Genomic DNA, 20,202 nt, shown 5'->3' with positions numbered 1-20,202 from the left:
CGGCGTGCTGTGCTGACGTCGACACCGCTGCGGGCCACCAGTGCGAATCGTTCACGTCATCAGGTCTGAAGGACACGCACGTGTGTGTCCGCTCCGCCGCAATGCTGGCCCCGACGGCTTCAGGCCGCCGGCGTCACCGCCTGGGTAGCGTCAGCCCTGACAACTCGCCAGCAGGAGCCACTTCACGCAGGTGTTCAGTTCCGGTGCGGTGTGGGGGTGCGATACCGCTCCGCCGGATCACGAGCCCTGGTGAAGGTCGGTCGGGCATGTCATCATTCAGTGAGCGAAACGTGACTCGATATGGGGTTCCCTCGTCAGTGCCCGACCACCGGGCCTGAAGCGAGGGCGCTCGATATCGGCGCCACGTAGCGCTGACGAAAAAAGGGCCAGAGGAGCGAAGGGAGACGTAGCCGCGACCTCAGGGTCGCACGCGGTACGCCGGGCACCTGCCCCTGCGTCCCGCATGCCCGCTCGTCAGTACAGCTACGTAAAGGATCAGCGCCTTGAACTCGGAGACGGTCCACGCCTTTGGCGTAATTCTCCTCCTACTCGCCGGGATCATCTTCCTGTCGTTTGTCGCCTGGCTCACCTTCTGCTACGCGATCGCCCGCCTGCCCAACGGAGAGGTGCTCGTTCGGCAAGCCCCGAAGGTCATCGAGGCATTCGACATCAGGAGCTGGGGAGATGTGCTGCTGCCCTGGCGGATCATCACGCGCGGCCTTCACGGGATCGCCGTGTTGGCAGCCAGAGACCCCGGTGGTGTGAGCGGCGAACCGCAAAGCCAGCAGGCGAAAGTGGCTACCGGCCCCACCGACCAAGGGCCGTCGCCACCACCCCCGATCGGCCTGTAATCGCCTGCCACCGGCACGGTGCGCCCTGGTTGGCCACTGAACATCGAAGGCCCTGACTCGGATTCGCATCCTGGTCAGGGCCTTCGTGGTGGAGCGGGTGACGGGAATCGAACCCGCACTGTCAGCTTGGGAATCGACGATGGGCGGCAGGTCGTGGGGCCGGCGACCTGGTCACGGTGGCCCCTGGTGGCCCGGGTTGACCCCGGTTGTCCTGCCCTAATGGCACGCTAATGGCACGCCACGAGGGGCTTGCTACAGGCGGAGCAAGGCGCTGAGGTCGGCGGCCATCTGGGTCATCTCCTCGCCCGCTTCCCACGAAGACCGCTCTGGCCGACCATCCCGTGTCATCGGGGTCGAACCCCGGCGGACGGAGGGTTACGCCGAGCGAGACGTAACCGCGCCCGTCGTGACGCGCGTCGAAGCAGAGTTCCCGCTCCATTGACGTCCAGTTGCGGATGCCCTGCCACCCCTCCCACCCTGCGGCCAGGGAGTCGAGGAAGACCGGCAGAGCGACAATGTCCGGGCTGCTGCACAAGCCGTCGATCATGGCCACGGTCGAAGCCGTCATCCCGTCCTCGTGCAGCTCGGTGGCAACGGTGAACACGTAACCGTCGCCGTAAGGGTCCTCAGGTGGATGAACGACCCACCGTGCGCCACCAGGGCGGCGCAGCACGAACGGCTCTCTCATGGACTGCAGTCTCCGGACGCCCGATCGGCTCGTCTACGCGATTCGATGGCAAGCCGGCGGAGCCGGTGCGGCAGTCGATCGCCGGAAGCCCGGCGGAGGCCAACCAAGCTGGCGATCGTCACGGCCTGGTCCCGAGCCGGTCGGGACGGGCCTGGACGCGGCAGCCCGTCGGTTCTCGGCGGCTTCCCGCCCCGGTGCCGGAGGCGGCCGGGGCGGCTTGCCGCCGGACGGGACCACCGCGTCGCACCGTGCGCAGCACGGTACCTTGATCCAGTAGAGGCTAATCCGGCAACGATGGGCCGTCATAGCTCGCCCCGCCAAGAGTTGCTCTCTCGAAATTGGCGTTGCCGTTGAAGGTCGCTCCGTTGAACAGAGTGACGTCGTTGAAGGCCGCTCCGTCGAACAGGGCGACGTCGTTGAACGTCGCCCTGTCGAATACGGCCCAGCCGGTGAACGTCGCCCCACCGAACACGGCGTTGCCGTTGAACGTCGCCCTGTCGAATACGGCCCAGCCGGTGAACGTCGCCTCACCGAACACGGCGTTGCCGGTGAACGTCGCCCCGACATACCCGGCGACGTCGTTGAACGTCGCCCCACCGAACACGGCGTTGCCGGTGAACGTCGCCTCGTCGAACACGGCCCGGCCGGCGAACGTTGCCCCGTCGAACCGGGCGTGGCCGGTGAAGTTCGCTTTAGTGAAGATGGCGTTGTGGAGGTGGCAGTCGGCGAAGTCGGCGTCGGTGAGGACTGCTTCGGTGAGGTCCAGCGTGATTTCCGGGCCCCAGTAGGCGGTGGGGTCCAGCGTGATTTCCGGGCCCCAGTAGGCGGGGTGGTTGGGGGTCTTATTTTGGATTTGGGGTCGGAGATGGCGGGCGAGGATGCGTTGGGCGGTGAGGCGGACCTGACGTTCCTCGCGGGGGTCTCGGGCCGGCTTGTCGGGGTCGCCGCTGTCGGGTGGGTTTGCGGGATGTGGCACCGCGGCCGCCTCTGCTGGGCTGGCGGCACCAGACGCAAGCTGGGCGCCGGGCGGGGTGTACGGCATGCGAAGGTAGGCGCAGAATACCTCCACGATGCTCTGCCGGTGGACCGGGTTGTCCTGGGCGAGGCGTTCCAGCGCGTACAGGCCGCCGAGGCGAACCGGGGCCTTGTCCGAACCCAACTGGTCAACAGCCTTGACGTACAACTCGGTGACCCGTTTCTCGCCGGCGTCGTACTCGGTGGCCTGCTGGGTGCGCTCGGCCAGCTGCTGCCGACGGAAAGCTAATAGCAGCGCGAACCCAGCGGTCACCGCACCGCCGATGGCCAGACCGGTGCGGACACCTTCCACCTGTAGCTTTGCCTGTTCAACGACACCGCCTCCAGCGGGCGCAAGGTTATGAAGCCAGGTCACCGCGATCCATGTAACGACTAGGATCAGCACCACACCAGCGGGGATCACCCACGACGGCAGGGGGCGCAGCGGCCGGTCTGGCGGTAGCGGGGCGGATGACGCTTCGGCGACTGTGCGCTGTTGGCGATTCTGGTGATGCAGGACCGTACCGGCGATCAATGCAGCGAGGCTGGCCGGTGTCAGTAGCAGTACTGGCCATCTGGAGGCTAGAGCACCCCACCAAGAGGCCGGCATCTGCAAAATGACGAGGGTCACTACGCCCAACCCGCCCAAGGCCGCGAACACGGCGCTAAGTCGATCCTTCACGTTGCGCAATCGTGCCGTACCGCTGCCACACCTGGAACGACCGGTCCTGCGAAGCCGCTGGCTTGGATACCTGCGTTCCTCACCGTGCTCGGCGTAGGCGGTTCGCTGTTCGGCGCGGGCGACCAGGGCGGTACGGAGCCGACGCGCTAGGCCGGCGGGTACGGCCGGCGACTCGGGCAAGTCGAAGGACAAGGCCGGGAAGAAGGGCAAGAAGCGGCCGGCCGACCGGACGAAACCGACGGCGAGCAGCGCTAATGGCACGTGAATGGCACACGGCGTGATCGCGGACCGGGAAACACGAATGCCCTGGCTCGGGACTCACGTCCTGACCAGGGCCTTCGTGCGTGGAGCGGGTGACGGGAATCGAACCCGCACTGTCAGCTTGGGAACCGCACAAGAGGTCCTAGCGATTGCTCTGGTGAGCAGCTCGGTGAGGGATCGGATGGCCTGGAGTGACCTCACATGACCCGCTGCAATGGCCCGCTAATGGCCGGCAGCCGGTCGGCGCGTGTTGGTAGATCAGCGCGGCACGCGGGCTGTCGTGCCCCATCCGCGCCAGATGTCGCGCAGACTCGCCCCTGGTGCCTCCGACGCGATGGGCACGGTGTCGCACCCCGCCTATAGCCTTAGCTCCATGACCGACACGTTGCTCCGCTCGCTGCGTGAGCGCCTGCTGGATGAGTCAGAGCCACTTGCCGGACTGCTCCGAGCTTGCCTGATGCTCGGCGCGGAAACCGGCTCTGACACGCTGCGAGCGTGGGCACGCAGCGAACTCAACGGGTACGGGAAGGACGACGAAGTTCCGAAGTACCGCAAGATTTCGAGCCCTCCCATGTCTATGGACTCGATAAGCGGCAACCTGTGGGCCAAAAATCAGCTCATTAGTCGGCTTCAACTCCCTCAAGAGTCTTGGCAGTACGTCCCTGATGAGCTTCAGCTCAAGCAGCCGATCGAGGAGTTGGAACAGCTAGCTAAGCAGGAACAGTTGTCTTTCGGGTCACATGGCCTGGCGATGGCGTTAAACATTTGGAATGCCCAGCTCGACGAATTTCAGCAGATCATCAATTTGTCCTACAGAATGACCGGTTCGGTGATTGCGGGTATTCTCGGTCAGATTCGTACCAATCTCGTGGACGTCGTTGCAGACCTGACTGCCGATACACCTCTGTCTGAACTACCCAAGAAAGGCCAGGTTGACGCCGCAGTGAGCCATCACATGGGCGATATCTACACCACGAATATTCAGAACACTAATGGCCCGGTCGCTATCGGCGCGAAGGCGACGGCAACCTCGGAAGGCCTGACTGTCGAGGACGCCATCCGGCTGCTCGATAAGGTCAGGGAGGCAGCAGCCGAAGTCTCGGAGTCGCATCGCACCGAGGTTCTCGACGCTGTGGCCGAGCTGCAAGCCGCAGTGGGGGGTACCGAGCCAGACACCGGCGAAGTGGTGAAGAAGGCAGGCAAGCTTCGCGCTGCTGTTGAAAAGGCTGGCGTTGCGGGGTTGACCTTGGCTTCTAGCAGCGCTGTCCAAGCGGTTACCGACCTGGCGATCAATGGGGTGTTCGGCTGACACCTTAGTGCTCTAGGGTTCGAAAGAACTTGACAGCCTTGTCCCCAGATTCCGCAGCCACTTCGTTCAGGGGTACACGGGGGACACCAGGGCGGTGCCCCTGTCCCCCGTGTTTTCGCAGCTCAATCACCCTCGGGAGACAGCGGGGACACCGGGGACACCGGGGACAGTGTGCAGCGCAGCCGGACCGCCTCATCGATACGCTGAGCGGCTTGCTTCGCGGACAGTTCGCCGGTGTTGATCTCAACATCTGCGTCTACCGGCGGGGTAGCGTCCCAGGCAGCGAGCCGCTCCGCCGTGTCGCCGGTTTGCCGCGCCTTGATGCGAGCTGCTGCGACACTTCGAGAAGACCAAATGTAGACAACAACCCATGAGCTGGGCGGGAAAGCGCTTCGTACGGCGGTTATGCCATCCGGCTGCCCTAAATGCAGTACAGGAATCCGCAGCGAAAGCTCGGTGACCAGAGCCGAATAGTCAACTACGTACGTTGACCCGTAACGCTCGTTTTCCCAAAGGATGTCACCACTCGCGCGCAGGCGTTCAATGTCGGCATCTGTCCCCATCCGATATCCATCTGTCCGACCACGCCCCACCTTGATTCGACGAAAGGGCGCGTAGTCGTTTCCCAGTTTTACCAATTCTTGGGTAACGGTGTCTTTTCCTGCGGCAGGCGGGCCATAGAGGATTACACCCATCATGGCTGTTCTCCACCGAGGACGGTCTTAAGCAGTTCTGCGGCTTGACTCTGCAACGGCTCGCCTGATGTGCAGTTATTGACGACTACGTGAGGGGCCGAGGGTCGAAAGTCAAGGTTGATGCTGGCGACGTAGCCCGGCCAGTCGGCAAGCTTTGCTCCGTCTCTCGCTGCGCCCCGCTGCCTGATGTAGCCGTTCATCGAGTCAGCATCGCAGTAAACCCACACCAGCGTAGTAACGGCCTTGAGGCCGGTAAACATGGCTCGGGTTCGGGTGATCCAAGATGCATCGTTGAACTCACGGATGAACGGGGCGGTCACGATGGCACTACTCCCACAGCCGACATTCTCTAGCGCGGCAGCCATCAGTGATTCGTACTCTCTAGGCCGGATCAGCGTCAGATACCTCTCGGATTCGCGGTCATTCGGCGACAGCCCGAGGATTTCTAACGCAGCCTCGACGACTGGTCGAGTCAGCGTGTCCTTATCGAGCATCGGCCAACCCGTTTCCTTGGCAAGAATTCGACCTAGCTCTGTCTTGCCGCTCCCGGCATAGCCGCCCACGAAGATTACCTGCGGCTGCGGCAGCCGTATCTCATTACGGCGAGCTTGGTCTGGCGCGTGCACTACACGCTTAGACCTGGACTTGCTGACTACCAATCCTTCATCGGCCAAGAGTCGCATTGCCTCGGTAATGGTGAAGACGCTTACATCCCATTGCTTGGCCAGCTCTCGGGTAGATGGCAGCGTTTCCCCGTCCCGGAGTATTCCGGCCCCGATGTCGTTCCGCAGCTTGCGGGCTACTTGCAGATGTAGCGCTTCCGACCTAGACAGCCGGGGTTCAGGGGACGTCATGTCTCGGGACCTCGCATCTCACGGCAGCCGGGGAACCTGAAAAGCCTACCAGCGGCCTACCAGATGGTAGGCCGCCGTCGGGCGTTCTGCCTGGTCACAGCCGACTTTGACCCTAACAGTTGACCTGGTGTCATATCAGTTGTTAGGTTGCGTAGGTCACAGCCCAGCAGGGCGGACCGGCCCTACTGGGCCGCGCACCTAGCAGCAGAGGAATCCACCGATGCACAGGAAGCACTTGCCGTCCGATCTCCAAGGTCCTACTGCCGCCGACCTTGCCGCGATCGAGCACGAGATGCCGCTGATCGAGGCCGAGATCGACCTGGTCGACGCCGAGATCCGGTTGTTGACCGCTGAGGGCGGCCCGTCGCCGCTCGACTGGCGTCGACTGCGCCGGGCCGAGGCCCGCGTGACCCGCGTCGCTGCCGAGCTGGTCGCGCGTCCCGCCGTTCGGAAGGCGGTCGCGTGATGGCTCAGGACCTCAAGCGTCTCAAGCGCATCGGGTGGGGTGTCCGGTCGGTGTTCGCCCTCGGGATCGCGGCGTCGCTGGCGGGCAACGTGCTGCACGCTGCCGACAACGGGATCAGTCAGGCCATTTCCGCGTGGTCGCCGGTGGCGCTGCTGTTGGCGGTCGAGCTGATCTCCCGGATTCCGGCCCGGCGTGGCGCACTGTCCGCCGTGCGGCTCGGCGCGACTGCCGTCATCGCGGGTATCGCGGCGTGGGTGTCGTACTGGCACATGGTCGGCGTGGCCGTCCGGTACGGCGAGGCTGACTCGTCGGCCTACCTGCTGCCGTTCAGCGTGGATGGCCTGATCGTGGTCGCGTCGATCAGCCTGGTCGAGATCGGCGGCCGGATTCGCACCCTCACCGAAACCGCGACCGAGGCCGAAGCGGTCAGCGAGCCGACCCCGGCCCCCGCCGACCTGGTCGAGTCAAAGCCGGTCTACACCAACGAGGACATCTGGGGTCCGGAGCAACCCGCCGAGCCTGCCCCGGCTCCGCCAGTCAAGAAGACGCCTGCGAAGCGGGTCACGCCGCGTCCGGTGTCGGCCGAGAAGGTCGCCAAGGCCGCCGCCAAGATGCCCGACGCGCCGGTCTCGGAAATCGCCGCCAAGGCCGGTGTCTCGGTCTCGACCGCGCGGCGTCACCTCGCCGCCCTGCGCGTCACCGATGCGTCACCATCTGCCCCGGTACCTGCGGAAACGCCCGCCCTCGCCGCTGCCTGACTTTGCCCGGTGACGCGGCCACCCGCCGCCAAGCAAGCGCCGCGTCACCGGCCCTCCCATCAGTCACCAGACATCAGGAGAGACCTCCATCATGACTGCCACGTTCGCTGCTGTCTTCGTCGCCCTGTTCGTCGCTCACCAGGCCCCCGACCACTGGATTCAGACCCAGCACCAGGCCGACTGCAAGGGCCGCCCCGGCTGGCCCGGCCGCATTGCCTGCGCCGCGCACGTCACCACCTACACGCTGACCGCGCTGGTCGCCCTCGCCGCCCTCGCGCTGTCGACCGACCTGGACGTCAGCCCCGGCAACGTCGCCGCCGGACTCACGATTTCCGCCGTCACGCACTACATCGCCGACCGGCGCACCCCGCTCAAGCGCCTCGCCGACCTGTGCGGCTCCACGAAGTTCTACGCCCTCGGCATCCCGCGTCCCGGCCGCGACGACAACCCGTCGCTCGGCACCGGCTCCTACGCCCTCGATCAGTCCTTCCACTACCTGTTCCTGTTCGTCGCCGCCCTCGTGATCGCCGCCTGAGACCGGAGGACAACGCCGTGAACACGCCCAACCCCAACCCCGAGAACTTCGACTGGACCGCCGCCGAGGCCGACGTCGCCGAGGTGGTCGACCTGGACGCCAAGCGGGCACGCCGGGCCGCCGCCGAGTCGGGCACGCACTTCGAGGTGAACCTCGACGAGACGCCGCAGCGCGGCGGGATGCCGGTCGAGCCGCCGCCGGTCGACGCCTCGGGCAAGCGGCCGATCGTGCCGGCCAACTGGTCGACGTGGCCGAACATCCGGCACAGCCTCGCGCAGGCCGCCGCCCTGACCGGCTACCGTGCCGGCTTCCACGCGGTCCGCGCACCTCAGTACGCCACCCTCGCTACGTTCTGGGCCGGGGTCGGCACGTTCCGGCTGATCGGTCGGCAGCTCAAGTGGTGGTGGGTGTCGGAGCAGTACGGGCTGCGGCAGGCCGCCGCCGACGCCAACGACCCCGCGATGTGGCTCAAGCTGCACCGGGAGGTCAAGGCCACCCGCATGTGGCGCGGCATCGTGCTCGCCGCCGAGGCCGTCGCGGTGTGCGTCGGCGGTCCGGTGCTCTACGCCGTCGCCCCGGTGTGGGCGCTGGTGCTGACCGCCTGCTTGCTGGTCGCGTTCCTGGCGCACATCGGCCGCCCGCAGGACCGACGCATCATCACCCCGGCCACCGTGTCGGGCCGCTTCCGCCGAGTGAACCCGGACATCATCCTGCGCGCCTACTACGCCGCTGGTCTCGGGCACCCGGACAAGGCCCACCAGCAGATCGGGTTCGGCTCGACCATGGCCCGCGACGCCTCGGGCACCGGTTCGCAGGTGTCGATCGATCTGCCGTACGGCAAGACGTTCGACGACGCGGTCAAGGCGCGCGGCGCGATCGCCTCGGGCCTGGACGTCGCGGTGTCGCAGGTGTTCATCACCCGCGACCCGTCGTCGCACCGACGGCACACGCTGTGGGTCGCCGACCGCGACCCGCTCGCCCAAGGCGCAGGCCGCACGCCGCTGCTGCGGTGCAAGCCCACCGACATCTGGCAGCCTGCCCCGTTCGGGCTGGACGAGCGCGGCAACAAGGTCGCCGTTGACCTGATGTGGAACAGCATCCTGATCGGCGCACAGCCCCGGCAGGGCAAGACGTTCGCCGCTCGCTCGCTGGCCCTGTACGCCGCGCTGGACCCGTACGTGAAGCTGACGGTCCTGGACGGCGGCGGCAAGCCGGACTGGCGCAAGTTCTCGCTGGTCGCCGACCGGTACGCGTTCGGGCTGGCGATGACCCGCGACGGTGACCCCGCCGAGATCGCGCTCGAAGCGCTGCGCGAGATCAAGGCCGACGTGCAGGACCGGTACGAGCGGCTGTCCAAGCTGCCGGTCGACATCTGCCCCGAGGGCAAGCTGACCCGCGAGATCGCCCGTGACCCGAAGTACCGAATGCCGGTACGCCTGGTCGTGCTGGACGAGTTTCAGGAGTACTTCGACCTCGGCGACATCAGCAAGGAGATCGCGTCTCTGCTGGTCTACCTGGTCAAGGTCGCCCCGGCGGCCGGTGTCGGGTTCGTCGACGCCACCCAACGGCCCTCGGGCGTGGGCGGCGGGCAGGTCGCTACCCAGTTCATCAGCTTCCGCGACAACCACCCGGTGCGGTTCTCCCTGCGTACCGGCTCGTGGAACGTCTCCGACCTGGTGTTGGGGGCGGGGGCGAACTCCGAGGGCTACGACTCGTCGACGCTGCTGCCCAGCTACAAGGGCGTCGGCATCCTGCGCGGCGCGTCGGACGCCACCCCGACCGTGCGGACGTACCTCGCCGACGCCGACGACGCGGAGAAGATCCTGATCGCCGCGCGGAAGCTGCGCGAGGCGGCCGGCACGCTGTCCGGCATGGCGGCCGGCGAGGACGTCGCCCGGCAGGTCCGCGACGTGCTCGCCGACGTCCGCAGCGTGATCGAGCGCGGCGAGACCGGCGCGCAGTGGGAAGAGATCGCGGCCCGCCTCGCCGACCGGCTTCCCGAGGCGTACGCGGACGTGACCGCCGAGTCGATCTCGGCTCAGGTCCGGTCGTTCGGTGTACGCAGCGTTGACGTCAAGCGGTCCGGCAAGGCCCTCAAGGGAGCCAAGGCCGACGACATCGACGCCGCGATCATCCGCCGCAAGGCCGCCTGACCGGTCGCGGCCCGCCCGCGACCGGTCGCGTCACCGCGACTCAACCCGCGACCGGCCTGGTCAGCGCAGACATTGACCGGTCGCGGGTTGCGTCGCCAGCCCTTCACGCCCAAAAACGCCCTCTGGAGGCTCACTGTGCCTGCCCTCGCCGCGACCGCGACCCCCGAAACCACCACGATCGGCGTGCTGATCCTCGCCGCCGTGATCGCCACGCTGTGTTACGCCCTCGGGTGCTGGCTCTGGCCGTTCGGAGCCTGCCGCAAGTGCTCCGGCACCGGCACCCGCCGTAGCCCGTTCGGCCGCGCGTTCGGCCTCTGCCGCCGCTGCCACGGCGACGGACGCCGCCTGCGCATCGGCCGCCGCATCATCAACAGCCTGCGCGAGATGCACGGCAAGGGCACCCGCTGATGGCCCGGACCATGGCCCGGTTCACCCGGACCGAGACGCCGCACACCACCTGGTGCACCCGCGATCACCGCTGCGGAGTGACCCTGCACCAGGCCCCCGACATCATCGCCGACGGGCCGCTCGGCGGCCGGGCCGTCATCACCCGCGTCCGCGCCGCCGACGTCGACTACGCCGAGATCCGCATCCGCGTCCCGCTCGCCCGGACCGAGGACACCGCCCGGCGGCAACTCGGCCTTGTGCTGCACCTGTGCCGCGAGCTGCTGGCCGCCGTCGCCGCGATCCGGCCCGCCGCCCTGCGCGGCCGGGCCGCCGACCGGCCGGCGCTCGACCGGAGGGCCGGCTGATGTCGCGGATCCGGGCCGCCTACTGGGATCCCGACGCCGAGCGGCACGACATCCCTACGTTCTGGTGGCAGGGTGCGCCGGACGGCTACGCCACCCGCAGGCAGCTCCGGGCGCGCGGCCTGCGGCCGGGTGGTCAGCCGGTCGCCGCGCAGATCCTCTGGCGGGGCGTCGGCGGCACCCGGACCGCGTACCTGTACCGGGTCGACCTCGCCCGGCCCAAGCGCACCGCCAGCCCCGCACAGCGGCGCGCGATCTCGGCCGCGCTGCGTGCCCGCCGCATCTGCCCGACCTGCCGGGAGCTGCGCGACTACTACATCCCCCGCTCGCTCGGCGAATGCCTCGACTGCCACGACGGGCGGCCGGGCCGATGACCGGCGGGCACTGGATCGGCGCGAGCAAAGCCCTCGGCCGCCTCGTGCCGACCGACCTGCCCTACCCGCACATCTGCGACCGCACCGTCGCCGCCGAAGACACCGTGTCCGGTCAGCCGTTGCAGGTCGCCCGGTGGGAGAAGGCCCGCTACTGCGCCGCCTGTGCCGCCGAGAACTACCAGCGCGAACACCCGTCAGCACCCGACATCAGGAGGCCGAAACCCATGCCCGACAACGAATCCCTGCGCGACGTGGCTCTCGCCGCCGCCGCGCGTGGCTGGCACGTCTTCCCCCTACGGCCCAACGACAAGCGGCCGGCCTTCCCCGACCACCAGGCCGCCGACTGCACCGCCCGAGACCCGCGCTGCCGCAACGGGCACACCGGCTGGGAAGCCCGCGCCACCGTCGACCCCGACCGGATCCGGCGCGGCTGGGCCGAGACCCCGTACGGCGTCGGCATCGCCTGCGGCCCGTCCGGACTGGTCGTCGTCGACCTGGACATCCGCAAGCCCGACCAGGTCCCGCCGCCCGGTTGCCCGTACCCGGCCGCGACAAACGGCGTCGACGTGCTCGCCGCGCTGTGCGAGGCCGCCGGACAGCCGGTGCCCGACGGCACCTACACCGTGACCACCGGGCGGGGCGGCACACACCTGTACTTCCGACACCCGGCCGCCGGGCCGGCGCTGCGCAACACGGCCGGGGAGCGCGGCAACGGTCTCGGCTGGCTGGTCGACACCCGCGCTCACGGTGGCTACGTCGTCGCGGCCGGGAGCACCGTCGCGGGCCGCCCCTACGCGGTCGCCCGTGACCTGCCGGTCGCCGACCTTCCCGACTGGCTCGCCGAACGCCTCGCACCCGCACCCCTGCCGCCGCAACGCCCGGTCGCCGTCGACCTGCCGACCGGCCGGGCCGGCGCCTACCTGGACGCCGCGATCAACAGGCAGCTCGACCACCTCCGACGCGCCGCCGAGGGCGAGCGCAACCACACGCTCTACGTCTCCGCGGTCGCCCTCGGCCAGCTCGCCGCCGGGGGAGCACTGCCCGTCGACCAGGCCGCCGCGCTGCTGGAACAGGCAGCACTGTCGATCGGCCTCACCCGGTTCGAAACGCTGCGCACGATCCGCTCCGGCCTCGCCGCCGGTGCCCACCGCCCCCGGACGGTCGCCGCATGAACCGGCCCAGCGACAACCACGGTTGTCACATGCTGCCCCAGCTCGACACCGCGACCGGGCACCTCGCCGCGCACATGGCCGACCTGACCGCCGCGCGCACGCCGTCCGAGGCACTGGCCGCGATCGCCCGCATGGAGGCCGCTGCCCGTGAGGCGCGCGAGTGGCTGGCCGTCGACCTGGTCCTCAACGAGGGCTGGTCCTACGCCGACGTGGCCCGTCCGCTCGGCATCACCCGACAGGCCGCCAGCAAGGCTTACGCCGACCCGGTAAACACCCGGATGCGTCAGACGTTGCTCAGCCGCGCCGAGACGCTGGTCATCGTCGGTTGCGGGGGAGCCAAGCTGGACCGTCCCGCACCGGCTGGGCGCATGTACACCGGCAGCTACCACCAGGCATGTCGACGGGCCGCCGACCGTCTCGGCGGTCGACTGCTCATTCTGTCCGCCCGCTACGGGCTGATCACCCCGGACACCTGGATCGAGCCCTACGAGCTGCGCATGGGCCAGACCGGCGCAGTCACCGTGCCGATCCTGCGGGCACAGGCCCGCCGCCTCGGCATCGACTCGGCCGGCACCGTCACGGTGCTCGCCGGTCGCGACTACGCCGACGCCGTTTCCGCGATCTGGCCGCACGCCGCGCGGCCGCTCGACAACGCGCGGGGCATCGGCCCGCAGATGGCCGCCCTCGCCGAGCTGGCGCGCGGCACGACAACCCAAGTTGCGCCGGGCATCGGCGCGGACAGGAGCGCGGCATGACTGGTCCGATCCCGGCCGAACGGCCGGACCGCCCGAGACTGCACGTCGCTGGGCCGGAGGACGCCGCCGAGGTTCTATCGCCCGCGCAGGCGCGGCCCGCTCGGATCCGCACGTCGTGGACTGCCGCCGACATCATGGCGATGGAGTTCGCCCCGCCGAAGTGGGCCGTGCCTGGTGTGCTGTCCGAGGGCGTGAACCTGCTCTGCGGCCCGCCGAAGGTCGGCAAGTCGTGGATGTCGCTCGGCCTCGGGCTCGACGTCGCCCTCGGCGGCAAGGCGTTCGGCGCGATCCCGGTCGAGCCCGGCCCGGTGCTGTACCTCGCCCTGGAAGACACCGCCCGCCGCCTGCAAAACCGGCTCGGGAAGGTTCTCGGCCAGCGCAAGGCCCCGGCCGGACTCACCCTCGCCACCGAGTGTCCGCCGCTGCCGCAGGGTGGCGACCAGGCCATCGCCGCGTGGCTGGACCGCAACCCGAACGCCCGCATGGTCATCATCGACGTGTTCGCCAAGCTGCGCGGCCACTCCGCCCCCGGCGCGTCCGCCTACGATGCCGACTACGCCGCTGTCGGCCGGGCGAAGAAGGTCGCCGACGACTACGGCGTCGCGTTCGTCCTGGTCCACCACGTGCGTAAGGCCGGATCCGACGATTTCCTCACCGAGGTCTCGGGGACCAACGGACTCGCCGGTGCCGCCGACGCCACCCTCGTACTCAAGCGGGCGCGTAACCAGGGTGACGGCGTGCTGCACGTGACCGGCCGCGACGTCGACGAGAACGAGTACGCCCTCACGTTCGACCCCGCCGCCGGTGCCTGGCAGATGCTCGACGGACCGGCCGAGGATCACCAGGTCGGCGAGACCCGCGCGACGATCCTGCGGTTCCTGCGGACCGCACCCGGCAGCACCCCCAAGGTGATCGCCGATGGGGTCGGACTCGCCTACGACAACGTCAAGCGCACCTGTCAGCGGATGCTCGCCGACGGGCAACTCGCCGCCGACACCGGCGGCCGATACCGAGTCCCGGGTGTCCCTCCTGTCCCCGGTGTCCCCCAACCCGCTCTGAGCAGCGAAAACGAGGGGGACAGCAGGGGGACAGCCGGACTCTGGCAGTGATCTCCCCGAACATGCTGCAACAGGGAGCTATGCGGCTGTTTCAGCACAGAGGCACACCAAGACACCAGGGCGGCCGGAATCTTGGCTCAGCGCGGCTCTCAGCGGGCCGCTGCACGGCTCTCTGTCGACGCGGCCCGCCACGCCTCACCGGATCGCCCCCATCGCCGGAACGGCCGCTACCGGTGCTCTCAACTCCTTGTCGCACTACCCCGATACATCCCGCACCGCCCGGAAGGGACACGCCCGATGGCCAAGCGGACCACCCGCCACACGCCAGTACTGGAACTGCCCGCCGAGTTGCTGACCATCGAAGAGGCCGCAAGCCGCATCGGCATGAGCGCGCGCTACGTCCGCCGAGCTGTTGCCGAGCGGCAGATCGCATTCCACCGTCTCGGCCGGTCGATCCGGATCGACCCCGCCGACCTAGCCACCGTCGTCCAAGCCGGACGAGTCGAGCCCATGACCGCAGAGACCGTTTGGCGCGGATTGAGGAGTGTCGCCTGATCATGGCAAACCAAGAGGGACACCGCCGATTCGGCAACATCCGCAAGCGGGAGTCCGGCCGCTACCAGGCTCGCTATCCCGGCCCGGACGGGCGGATGCGCTCCGCTCCGCAGACGTTCGCTCGCAAGTCCGAGGCCGAGAAGTACCTGTCGCTGGTCGAGGCTCAGATGATGCGGGGCGAGTGGATCGACCCTGAGCGCGGCAAGATCCGGCTACGAGACTACGCCGAGCGGTGGATCGCCGAGCGGCCGAACCTGCGGCCCCGGACCGTGCACCTGTACCGCTGGACCCTCGGCAGGCACATCACGCCGCACCTCGGCGACATGCCGCTCAACCGGATCGACACGCCCATGGTCCGCGAGTGGCGGGCACTGCTGCTGGCCGAGGGCGTGTCGGTGACCATGGCCGCCAAGGCATACCGGCTGCTACGCGCGGTCCTGATGACCGCCGTCAAGGAAGACGAACTGATCAGGGTCAACCCGTGCCGGATCGTCGGTGCCGACCAGGAGAAGGCAGCAGAGCGGCCGGTCCTCACCGTCCCGCAGCTCTTCGAGCTGGCCGAGCGGATGCCGGAGCGCTTCCGGGCGCTGATCCTGGTCACGACGTTCGGATGCCTGCGGTGGGGCGAGGCGGTCGCCCTGCAACGCTGCGACGTCGACCTGTCGGCCGGCACGGTGCGCGTGCGACAGGCGTTCGTCGAGCACCGGGGAACCGGCCTGATTCTCGGCCCGCCCAAGTCGCGGGCAGGTGTGCGAACCGTCGCACTACCCAAGGCGGCGCTACCTGTGCTGAAACAGCACATGGGCAGCCACGTCGGCGAGGCACCCGAGGCGTTCGTGTTCACCGGGGAGAGCGGCCGGAACCTCTGGCGCGGCAACTTCAACAAGCTGGTCAAGTGGCCCGAGGCGGTAGCGGCGATCGGCGCGGCCGGGCTGCACTTCCACGACCTGCGGCACACCGGCAACACCCTCGCGTCGCGGGCACCAGGGGCGAGCCTGCGCGACATCATGGCGCGGATGGGGCACGACAGCCCGCGTGCCGCGCTCATCTATCAGCACGCCAACCGGGAGGCCGACCAGGGCATCGCCGAGGCGATCGACAAGGCCGTCAAGGCAGCCCGGCGCAAGCCGAGCAAGCGCAAGGTCAAGCGGGTTGCCGAGGGCGACGGACCGGCCGCCGAGGCGAGCTAATGGCCCGCTAATGGCCCGTTGCTGTTTCAGCATGCTCTAGAACCACGGAAGCCCTGACGGGACGTGTGTCCTGATCAGGGCTTCCGTGCGTGGAGCGGGTGACGGGAATCGAACCCGCACTGTCAGCTTGGGAAGCTGATGTTCTGCCATTGAACTACACCCGCAAGCGGCACCACTGTACCTGAGGTGACCACACCCGCGCACCCGGGCACCCCCGCGCGTCGTCGACACCGGTCGTGACCACCGGAACACGAAGGGTGCAAAAGAAACGGTCAGATGTTTCACACAAGCAGCTTGGGGACGTTCTCAAACGTGTCGATCAGTTGTAACGTCACCCCCACGTTCACGACCTCGGTGCGACATACCCCCTGTCGCGCCGCCAGAAAGAGGTGGGCCCATGGGACTGCGTCCCAACCTGCTGACCCGGCGTGCCGCCGGTGTCGCGTCGACGACCTTCGCGCTGCTGCTGAGCACCGCTGCGGTGGGCGTCGTACCTGCGGCTTCCGCGTACTCCGCAGCCCCCGACAACACGTCCTGCGCGGAGCCAGCCGACGCCCACGCGGACGTCCACTCCGACGCCCGTGTCCGTGGCGGCAGCAAGGCCGCCCACAAGCGGCACGACCCGAACGCGCTGACCGCCCAGCAGGTCCAGGAGCGGGAGGCGGACTTCGCCCTCGCCCTGCGCAACAGCGCCCTGCGGTCGAAGTCCAGCCACCGCAGCGGCTCGACCGAGGGCACGACGGTGGCACTGGCCCCGATCAGCGTCCCGGTCGTCGTGCACGTCATCCAGCGGGACAGCACCCGGGCCGGGGGCAACATCCCCGACTCGATGATCAACTCGCAGATCAGCGTGCTCAACCAGGCGTACAGCGGTGCGACCGGTGGGGCCGCCACGGGTTTCACCTTCCAGCTCCAGAAGATCAACCGGGTCACCAACGCGTCGTGGTACCCGATCGTGCAGGGTTCCTCCGCCGAGCGGGCGATGAAGACCCAGCTGCGCACCGGCGGCAAGAACACCCTCAACATGTACCTGGGTGAGCTGAGCGACGACCTGCTCGGCTGGGCGACGTTCCCCAAGCGCACCCTGGACGTGATGGACGGCGTCGTGGTGCTCGGCGAGTCGCTGCCGAACGGCACCGCCACCAACTACAACCTGGGCGACACCGGCACCCACGAGGTCGGCCACTGGCTGAACCTCTACCACACCTTCCAGGGTGGCTGCTCGGGCTCGGGCGACGGCGTCTCGGACACCCCGGCCGAGCGTGAGCCGGCCTACCAGTGCCCGACCGGTCGGGACACCTGCACCGCGACCGGCAAGGACCCGATCACCAACTTCATGGACTACACCTACGACTCGTGCATGTACCAGTTCACCGCTGGGCAGGCGAGCCGCATGGTGAACGCCTGGAGCGCGTACCGCGCGTCGGCCTGACCCGGCTGGCACGGCACAGCGTCAGGTGCCGGCTCCGTCCCTTGGGGACGGGGCCGGCACCGTCGTTTCCGGGGTCAGGCGGCGGTGCGGCGGGTGTCGAACCCGTGCCGGCCGCGCCGGGACGGTCGCTGGTCGGGCAGGCCGGCGACACCGTGCCGACCGGGAACCGGGTCGAGCCAGACCTGCACGGCGGGATGCCCGGCGTCGCCGCCGAACGGGCCGCCGTGCTCGCGCCGGGTGAGCATGGCGACGTCGACACTGAACTCGAAGAGCCGCCAGTCGACCTGGGGCGCGGCCCGACCGATCTCGGCCACCAGCGCCACCCGGGCCGGATCGGTCACCGGCTCGGCGCGACCGGCGACGTACGCCTCGTCGTCGCTCTCCTCCGGCGGGAACGAGTGGAGCGCGTAGCGGCCGTCGCGTTCGAGGTCACGCCGCTTGGGCGAGTCGACGACGAAGCAGAACAACCCGCCGTCGGTGACCAGCGGGCAGACCGGGTGCACCCGGGGACCGCCGTCGGCGCGGACGGTGGCCAGGTAGCCGAAACCCGACCCGTACTGCTGGAGGAGAAGGCGGATCCCGTCGGCGAGGCGGGGCTCGTCGGCGGCGAATGCGGACCAGGATGCCATGCGGTCATCCTATCGAACAGGCGTTCTAAAATCAGTCCGACACGCAGGTCGAACGGCCCGACGTACGCCTCGGCGCCAGCGACGACGCCGGCCGGTGGGGCGGCCCGGTGGGCGGGTCCGGCCGGGGCGCTGGATATGGTGTCCCGATGCTGCTCTCCGACCGGGACCTCGTCTCCGAGATCAAGGCGGGCGCGCTGGCGCTGGAGCCGTTCGAACCGAGTCTGGTGCAGCCCTCCAGCATCGACGTGCGCCTCGACAAGCTGTTCCGGGTGTTCAACAACCACCTCTACACCCACATCGACCCGGCGATGCAGCAGGACGACCTGACGTCGATGGTTGAGGTGCCGGCGGGCGAACCGTTCGTGCTGCACCCGGGCGAGTTCGTGCTCGCCTCCACGCTCGAGGTCATCTCGCTCGGCGACCAGCTCGCCGGCCGGCTGGAGGGCAAGTCGAGCCTCGGCCGGCTGGGGCTGCTCACCCACTCGACCGCCGGTTTCATCGACCCGGGTTTCTCCGGCCACGTCACGCTGGAGCTGTCGAACGTGGCCAACCTGCCCATCACCCTCTGGCCGGGCATGAAGATCGGCCAGCTCTGCATCTTCCGGCTCTCCTCGCCGGCCGAGCACCCGTACGGCTCCGCGGTGTACGGATCGCGCTACCAGGGCCAGCGTGGGCCGACGCCCAGCCGCTCCTGGCAGAACTGGCGCACCTGGCCCATCGGCTGACGCGGCGTGCCGTGTCCGGGCCCCGGGTCCGGGGCCCGGACACGGTGGCTCAGCCGGGTCGGCCGTAGCTGTTGACCGGCCCGTCGTCGACCCGCTTCATCGTGATCGGTTTGCCGGCCTGGGAGGCGTGCACGACCCAGCCGCCGCCGACGTACATCCCGACGTGGTGCAGGTCGGAGTAGTAGAAGACCAGGTCGCCGGGGCGCAGGTCGGCCCGGCTCACCCGGTCGGTGACCTGGCGCTGCTGCCGGGCGTTGTGTGGCAACGACACCCCGGCCTTCGCCCAGGCGGCCATGGTCAGCCCGGAACAGTCGTAGTTGTTCGGGCCGGCCGCGCCCCACACGTACAGCTTGCCGATCTGGGCGCAGGCGAACTTGACCGCCGTACCGGCCGGGCCACCGGGGTAGCCGGCGGGGCACGGGGCCGGGCGCAGCTTGCCACCACCGCCGTTGCCGTAGACCGTCAGCCGCAGCTTCTGCAACCGGTCGATCTCGGTGTTGATCTGCTTCTTGCGGGCCGCGAGCTGTGCTTCGGTACGGGTGAGCTGGGCGACCATCTCGTCCAACGGCGCCTTGGTCGCGGCGAGTTCGTCGCGGAGCTGGGCGACCTCCCGCACCTCGCGCTGCTGGCGGCTGGCGAACCGGTCCAGCAGCCCCAACTGTTCGACCACCTGGCTCGGGCTTCGGCTGCCCAGCAGGGCGTTGACGGTGGACACGTTCTCGCCCTTGTACGCCTGCACGGCGAGGCCGCTGACCTGGTTCATCGCCTGGTCGACGCGGCGTTGCAGGGGGGCGATCCGCTTGCCGAGCGCGTCGGCCTGCCGGCGCTTGGCGGCGAGGTCGATGCGGGTGGCGTTGTGCTGTTCGATGAGCGGTTCGAGCTTGTTCCAGTCCTGGTCGATCTGTCGCTCGATCTCGGCGACCGAGGGGTCGGCGTGCGCTGCCGTGGGGCCACCTGTCAGTACGACCGCGGCGGCGGCCAGGGTGGCGAGGCTGGTGGTGAAGCGGGACCAGCGTGGGCGCGGCACCGTCGTGTTCCGGGCGACCTGGGTCGTCCGTTGCGACGGTGGCCGCGGGGCATGGTGTGCCACCGGGCTCCGGGCTCCTTCTTCCTCGACCGCCTACCGGGTTAGCTGACGGGTTCGGGCGGGAAGTCGGCGCCCTACCGCAGTGGCTGCGGATTCACCCCGAGGGACGTGGGTCCCCGGTTCGTTCGGAAACGACTCGGCGGTGTCGGTCCGTTACCGCCCGGGCTGGGCGGAGCTGCTGGCACCCCGCTTCGCCGGCCCCGACGAGGA

22 protein-coding genes, 1 tRNA gene and 1 riboswitch are annotated in these 20,202 nt (G+C 68.8%); of the genes, 16 read left to right on the top strand and 7 right to left on the bottom strand.

Going from position 1 to position 20,202, the window contains the following annotated elements; genetic code table 11:
- Positions 1 to 503: 503 nt before the first annotated feature.
- Positions 504 to 851, top strand: coding sequence for a hypothetical protein (locus tag ACOJTC_RS21820; RefSeq protein ID WP_420118272.1), 348 nt, complete (start codon positions 504 to 506; stop codon positions 849 to 851).
- Between the two features lie 121 nt (positions 852 to 972).
- Here ACOJTC_RS21820 and ACOJTC_RS21815 read toward each other — a convergent pair whose 3' ends face one another.
- Both ACOJTC_RS21815 and ACOJTC_RS21810 read right to left on the bottom strand, forming a co-directional pair.
- Complete coding sequence (locus ACOJTC_RS21815; protein ID WP_420118271.1) at positions 973 to 1,539, bottom strand: DUF6228 family protein; 567 nt, start codon at positions 1,537 to 1,539, stop codon at positions 973 to 975.
- Between the two features lie 280 nt (positions 1,540 to 1,819).
- Positions 1,820 to 3,088 (bottom strand): pentapeptide repeat-containing protein, encoded by a 1,269-nt coding sequence (locus ACOJTC_RS21810; RefSeq protein WP_420118270.1) that lies wholly within the window; start codon positions 3,086 to 3,088, stop codon positions 1,820 to 1,822.
- Positions 3,089 to 3,869: 781 nt separating this feature from the next.
- Between ACOJTC_RS21810 and ACOJTC_RS21805 the strand changes: the two genes are divergently transcribed.
- Entirely contained in the window at positions 3,870 to 4,805 is a 936-nt protein-coding gene (locus ACOJTC_RS21805) for a hypothetical protein (RefSeq protein ID WP_420118269.1), read from the top strand.
- A gap of 122 nt (positions 4,806 to 4,927) precedes the next feature.
- Here the strand turns inward: ACOJTC_RS21805 and ACOJTC_RS21800 are convergent, their stop codons facing one another.
- Together ACOJTC_RS21800 and ACOJTC_RS21795 are read right to left on the bottom strand one after the other, a co-directional pair.
- Positions 4,928 to 5,503 carry a kinase gene (locus tag ACOJTC_RS21800; protein WP_420118268.1) on the bottom strand — a complete coding sequence of 192 codons (576 nt, stop codon included), beginning with the start codon at positions 5,501 to 5,503 and terminating at the stop codon, positions 4,928 to 4,930.
- Complete coding sequence (locus tag ACOJTC_RS21795; protein WP_420118267.1) at positions 5,500 to 6,354, bottom strand: GntR family transcriptional regulator; 855 nt, start codon at positions 6,352 to 6,354, stop codon at positions 5,500 to 5,502. Before ACOJTC_RS21795 ends, ACOJTC_RS21800 begins: the two co-directional genes overlap by 4 nt.
- A gap of 220 nt (positions 6,355 to 6,574) precedes the next feature.
- On the opposite strand from ACOJTC_RS21795, the gene ACOJTC_RS21790 reads away from it, so the two are divergent.
- The 12 genes from ACOJTC_RS21790 to ACOJTC_RS21735 all read left to right on the top strand — a co-directional run bounded on the left by ACOJTC_RS21790 (position 6,575) and on the right by ACOJTC_RS21735 (position 16,119).
- Positions 6,575 to 6,820 (top strand): DUF6284 family protein, encoded by a 246-nt coding sequence (locus tag ACOJTC_RS21790; protein ID WP_420118266.1) that lies wholly within the window; start codon positions 6,575 to 6,577, stop codon positions 6,818 to 6,820.
- Positions 6,820 to 7,578 (top strand): DUF2637 domain-containing protein, encoded by a 759-nt coding sequence (locus ACOJTC_RS21785; RefSeq protein WP_420118265.1) that lies wholly within the window; start codon positions 6,820 to 6,822, stop codon positions 7,576 to 7,578. The genes ACOJTC_RS21790 and ACOJTC_RS21785 overlap by 1 nt, the downstream gene beginning before the upstream one ends.
- Before the next feature lie 91 nt (positions 7,579 to 7,669).
- The gene (locus ACOJTC_RS21780) at positions 7,670 to 8,113 is read left to right on the top strand and encodes a DUF3307 domain-containing protein (protein WP_420118264.1); all 444 of its coding nucleotides are present in this window, start codon (positions 7,670 to 7,672) and stop codon (positions 8,111 to 8,113) included.
- A 17-nt stretch (positions 8,114 to 8,130) separates the two neighbouring features.
- Entirely contained in the window at positions 8,131 to 10,266 is a 2,136-nt protein-coding gene (locus ACOJTC_RS21775; RefSeq protein WP_420118263.1) for a cell division protein FtsK, read from the top strand.
- Between the two features lie 135 nt (positions 10,267 to 10,401).
- Positions 10,402 to 10,674, top strand: a complete 273-nt coding sequence (locus ACOJTC_RS21770; RefSeq protein ID WP_420118262.1) for a hypothetical protein — start codon at positions 10,402 to 10,404, stop codon at positions 10,672 to 10,674.
- Positions 10,674 to 11,018: a hypothetical protein gene (locus ACOJTC_RS21765; RefSeq protein WP_420118261.1), complete on the top strand. Its 345-nt coding sequence runs from the start codon at positions 10,674 to 10,676 to the stop codon at positions 11,016 to 11,018. Before ACOJTC_RS21770 ends, ACOJTC_RS21765 begins: the two co-directional genes overlap by 1 nt.
- The gene (locus tag ACOJTC_RS21760) at positions 11,018 to 11,389 is read left to right on the top strand and encodes an RRQRL motif-containing zinc-binding protein (RefSeq protein WP_420118260.1); all 372 of its coding nucleotides are present in this window, start codon (positions 11,018 to 11,020) and stop codon (positions 11,387 to 11,389) included. The genes ACOJTC_RS21765 and ACOJTC_RS21760 overlap by 1 nt, the downstream gene beginning before the upstream one ends.
- Positions 11,386 to 12,561: a bifunctional DNA primase/polymerase gene (locus ACOJTC_RS21755; RefSeq protein ID WP_420118278.1), complete on the top strand. Its 1,176-nt coding sequence runs from the start codon at positions 11,386 to 11,388 to the stop codon at positions 12,559 to 12,561. Before ACOJTC_RS21760 ends, ACOJTC_RS21755 begins: the two co-directional genes overlap by 4 nt.
- Positions 12,558 to 13,316 (top strand): DUF6884 domain-containing protein, encoded by a 759-nt coding sequence (locus ACOJTC_RS21750; protein ID WP_420118259.1) that lies wholly within the window; start codon positions 12,558 to 12,560, stop codon positions 13,314 to 13,316. The genes ACOJTC_RS21755 and ACOJTC_RS21750 overlap by 4 nt, the downstream gene beginning before the upstream one ends.
- Entirely contained in the window at positions 13,313 to 14,425 is a 1,113-nt protein-coding gene (locus tag ACOJTC_RS21745; protein ID WP_420118258.1) for an AAA family ATPase, read from the top strand. Before ACOJTC_RS21750 ends, ACOJTC_RS21745 begins: the two co-directional genes overlap by 4 nt.
- Before the next feature lie 246 nt (positions 14,426 to 14,671).
- Positions 14,672 to 14,929 (top strand): helix-turn-helix domain-containing protein, encoded by a 258-nt coding sequence (locus ACOJTC_RS21740; RefSeq protein ID WP_420118257.1) that lies wholly within the window; start codon positions 14,672 to 14,674, stop codon positions 14,927 to 14,929.
- Positions 14,930 to 14,931: 2 nt separating this feature from the next.
- Complete coding sequence (locus tag ACOJTC_RS21735; protein ID WP_420118256.1) at positions 14,932 to 16,119, top strand: tyrosine-type recombinase/integrase; 1,188 nt, start codon at positions 14,932 to 14,934, stop codon at positions 16,117 to 16,119.
- A gap of 90 nt (positions 16,120 to 16,209) precedes the next feature.
- On the opposite strand, the gene ACOJTC_RS21730 is transcribed toward ACOJTC_RS21735, so the two are convergent.
- Positions 16,210 to 16,283, bottom strand: a tRNA-Gly gene (locus ACOJTC_RS21730).
- A 233-nt stretch (positions 16,284 to 16,516) separates the two neighbouring features.
- Here ACOJTC_RS21730 and ACOJTC_RS21725 point away from each other — a divergent pair.
- Positions 16,517 to 17,551 carry a zinc metalloprotease gene (locus ACOJTC_RS21725; protein ID WP_420118255.1) on the top strand — a complete coding sequence of 345 codons (1,035 nt, stop codon included), beginning with the start codon at positions 16,517 to 16,519 and terminating at the stop codon, positions 17,549 to 17,551.
- 74 nt (positions 17,552 to 17,625) lie between these two features.
- On the opposite strand, the gene ACOJTC_RS21720 is transcribed toward ACOJTC_RS21725, so the two are convergent.
- Entirely contained in the window at positions 17,626 to 18,180 is a 555-nt protein-coding gene (locus ACOJTC_RS21720; RefSeq protein ID WP_420118254.1) for a pyridoxamine 5'-phosphate oxidase family protein, read from the bottom strand.
- Positions 18,181 to 18,326: 146 nt separating this feature from the next.
- Here ACOJTC_RS21720 and dcd point away from each other — a divergent pair, with 146 nt between their 5' ends.
- Positions 18,327 to 18,905, top strand: a complete 579-nt coding sequence (dcd, locus tag ACOJTC_RS21715) for a dCTP deaminase (RefSeq protein WP_204925586.1) — start codon at positions 18,327 to 18,329, stop codon at positions 18,903 to 18,905.
- A gap of 49 nt (positions 18,906 to 18,954) precedes the next feature.
- On the opposite strand, the gene ACOJTC_RS21710 is transcribed toward dcd, so the two are convergent.
- Positions 18,955 to 19,932, bottom strand: a complete 978-nt coding sequence (locus ACOJTC_RS21710) for an NlpC/P60 family protein (protein WP_420118253.1) — start codon at positions 19,930 to 19,932, stop codon at positions 18,955 to 18,957.
- Between the two features lie 75 nt (positions 19,933 to 20,007).
- Positions 20,008 to 20,144, bottom strand: a riboswitch (cyclic di-AMP (ydaO/yuaA leader).
- Between the last annotated feature and the right edge of the window lie 58 nt (positions 20,145 to 20,202).

The organism is Micromonospora sp., assembly GCF_048594385.1.
GTDB classification, from domain to species: Bacteria; Actinomycetota; Actinomycetes; order Mycobacteriales; family Micromonosporaceae; genus Micromonospora; species Micromonospora wenchangensis.
Note: the sequence above shows the minus strand (reverse complement) of the source record. Positions and strands in the feature narration are given on the sequence as shown.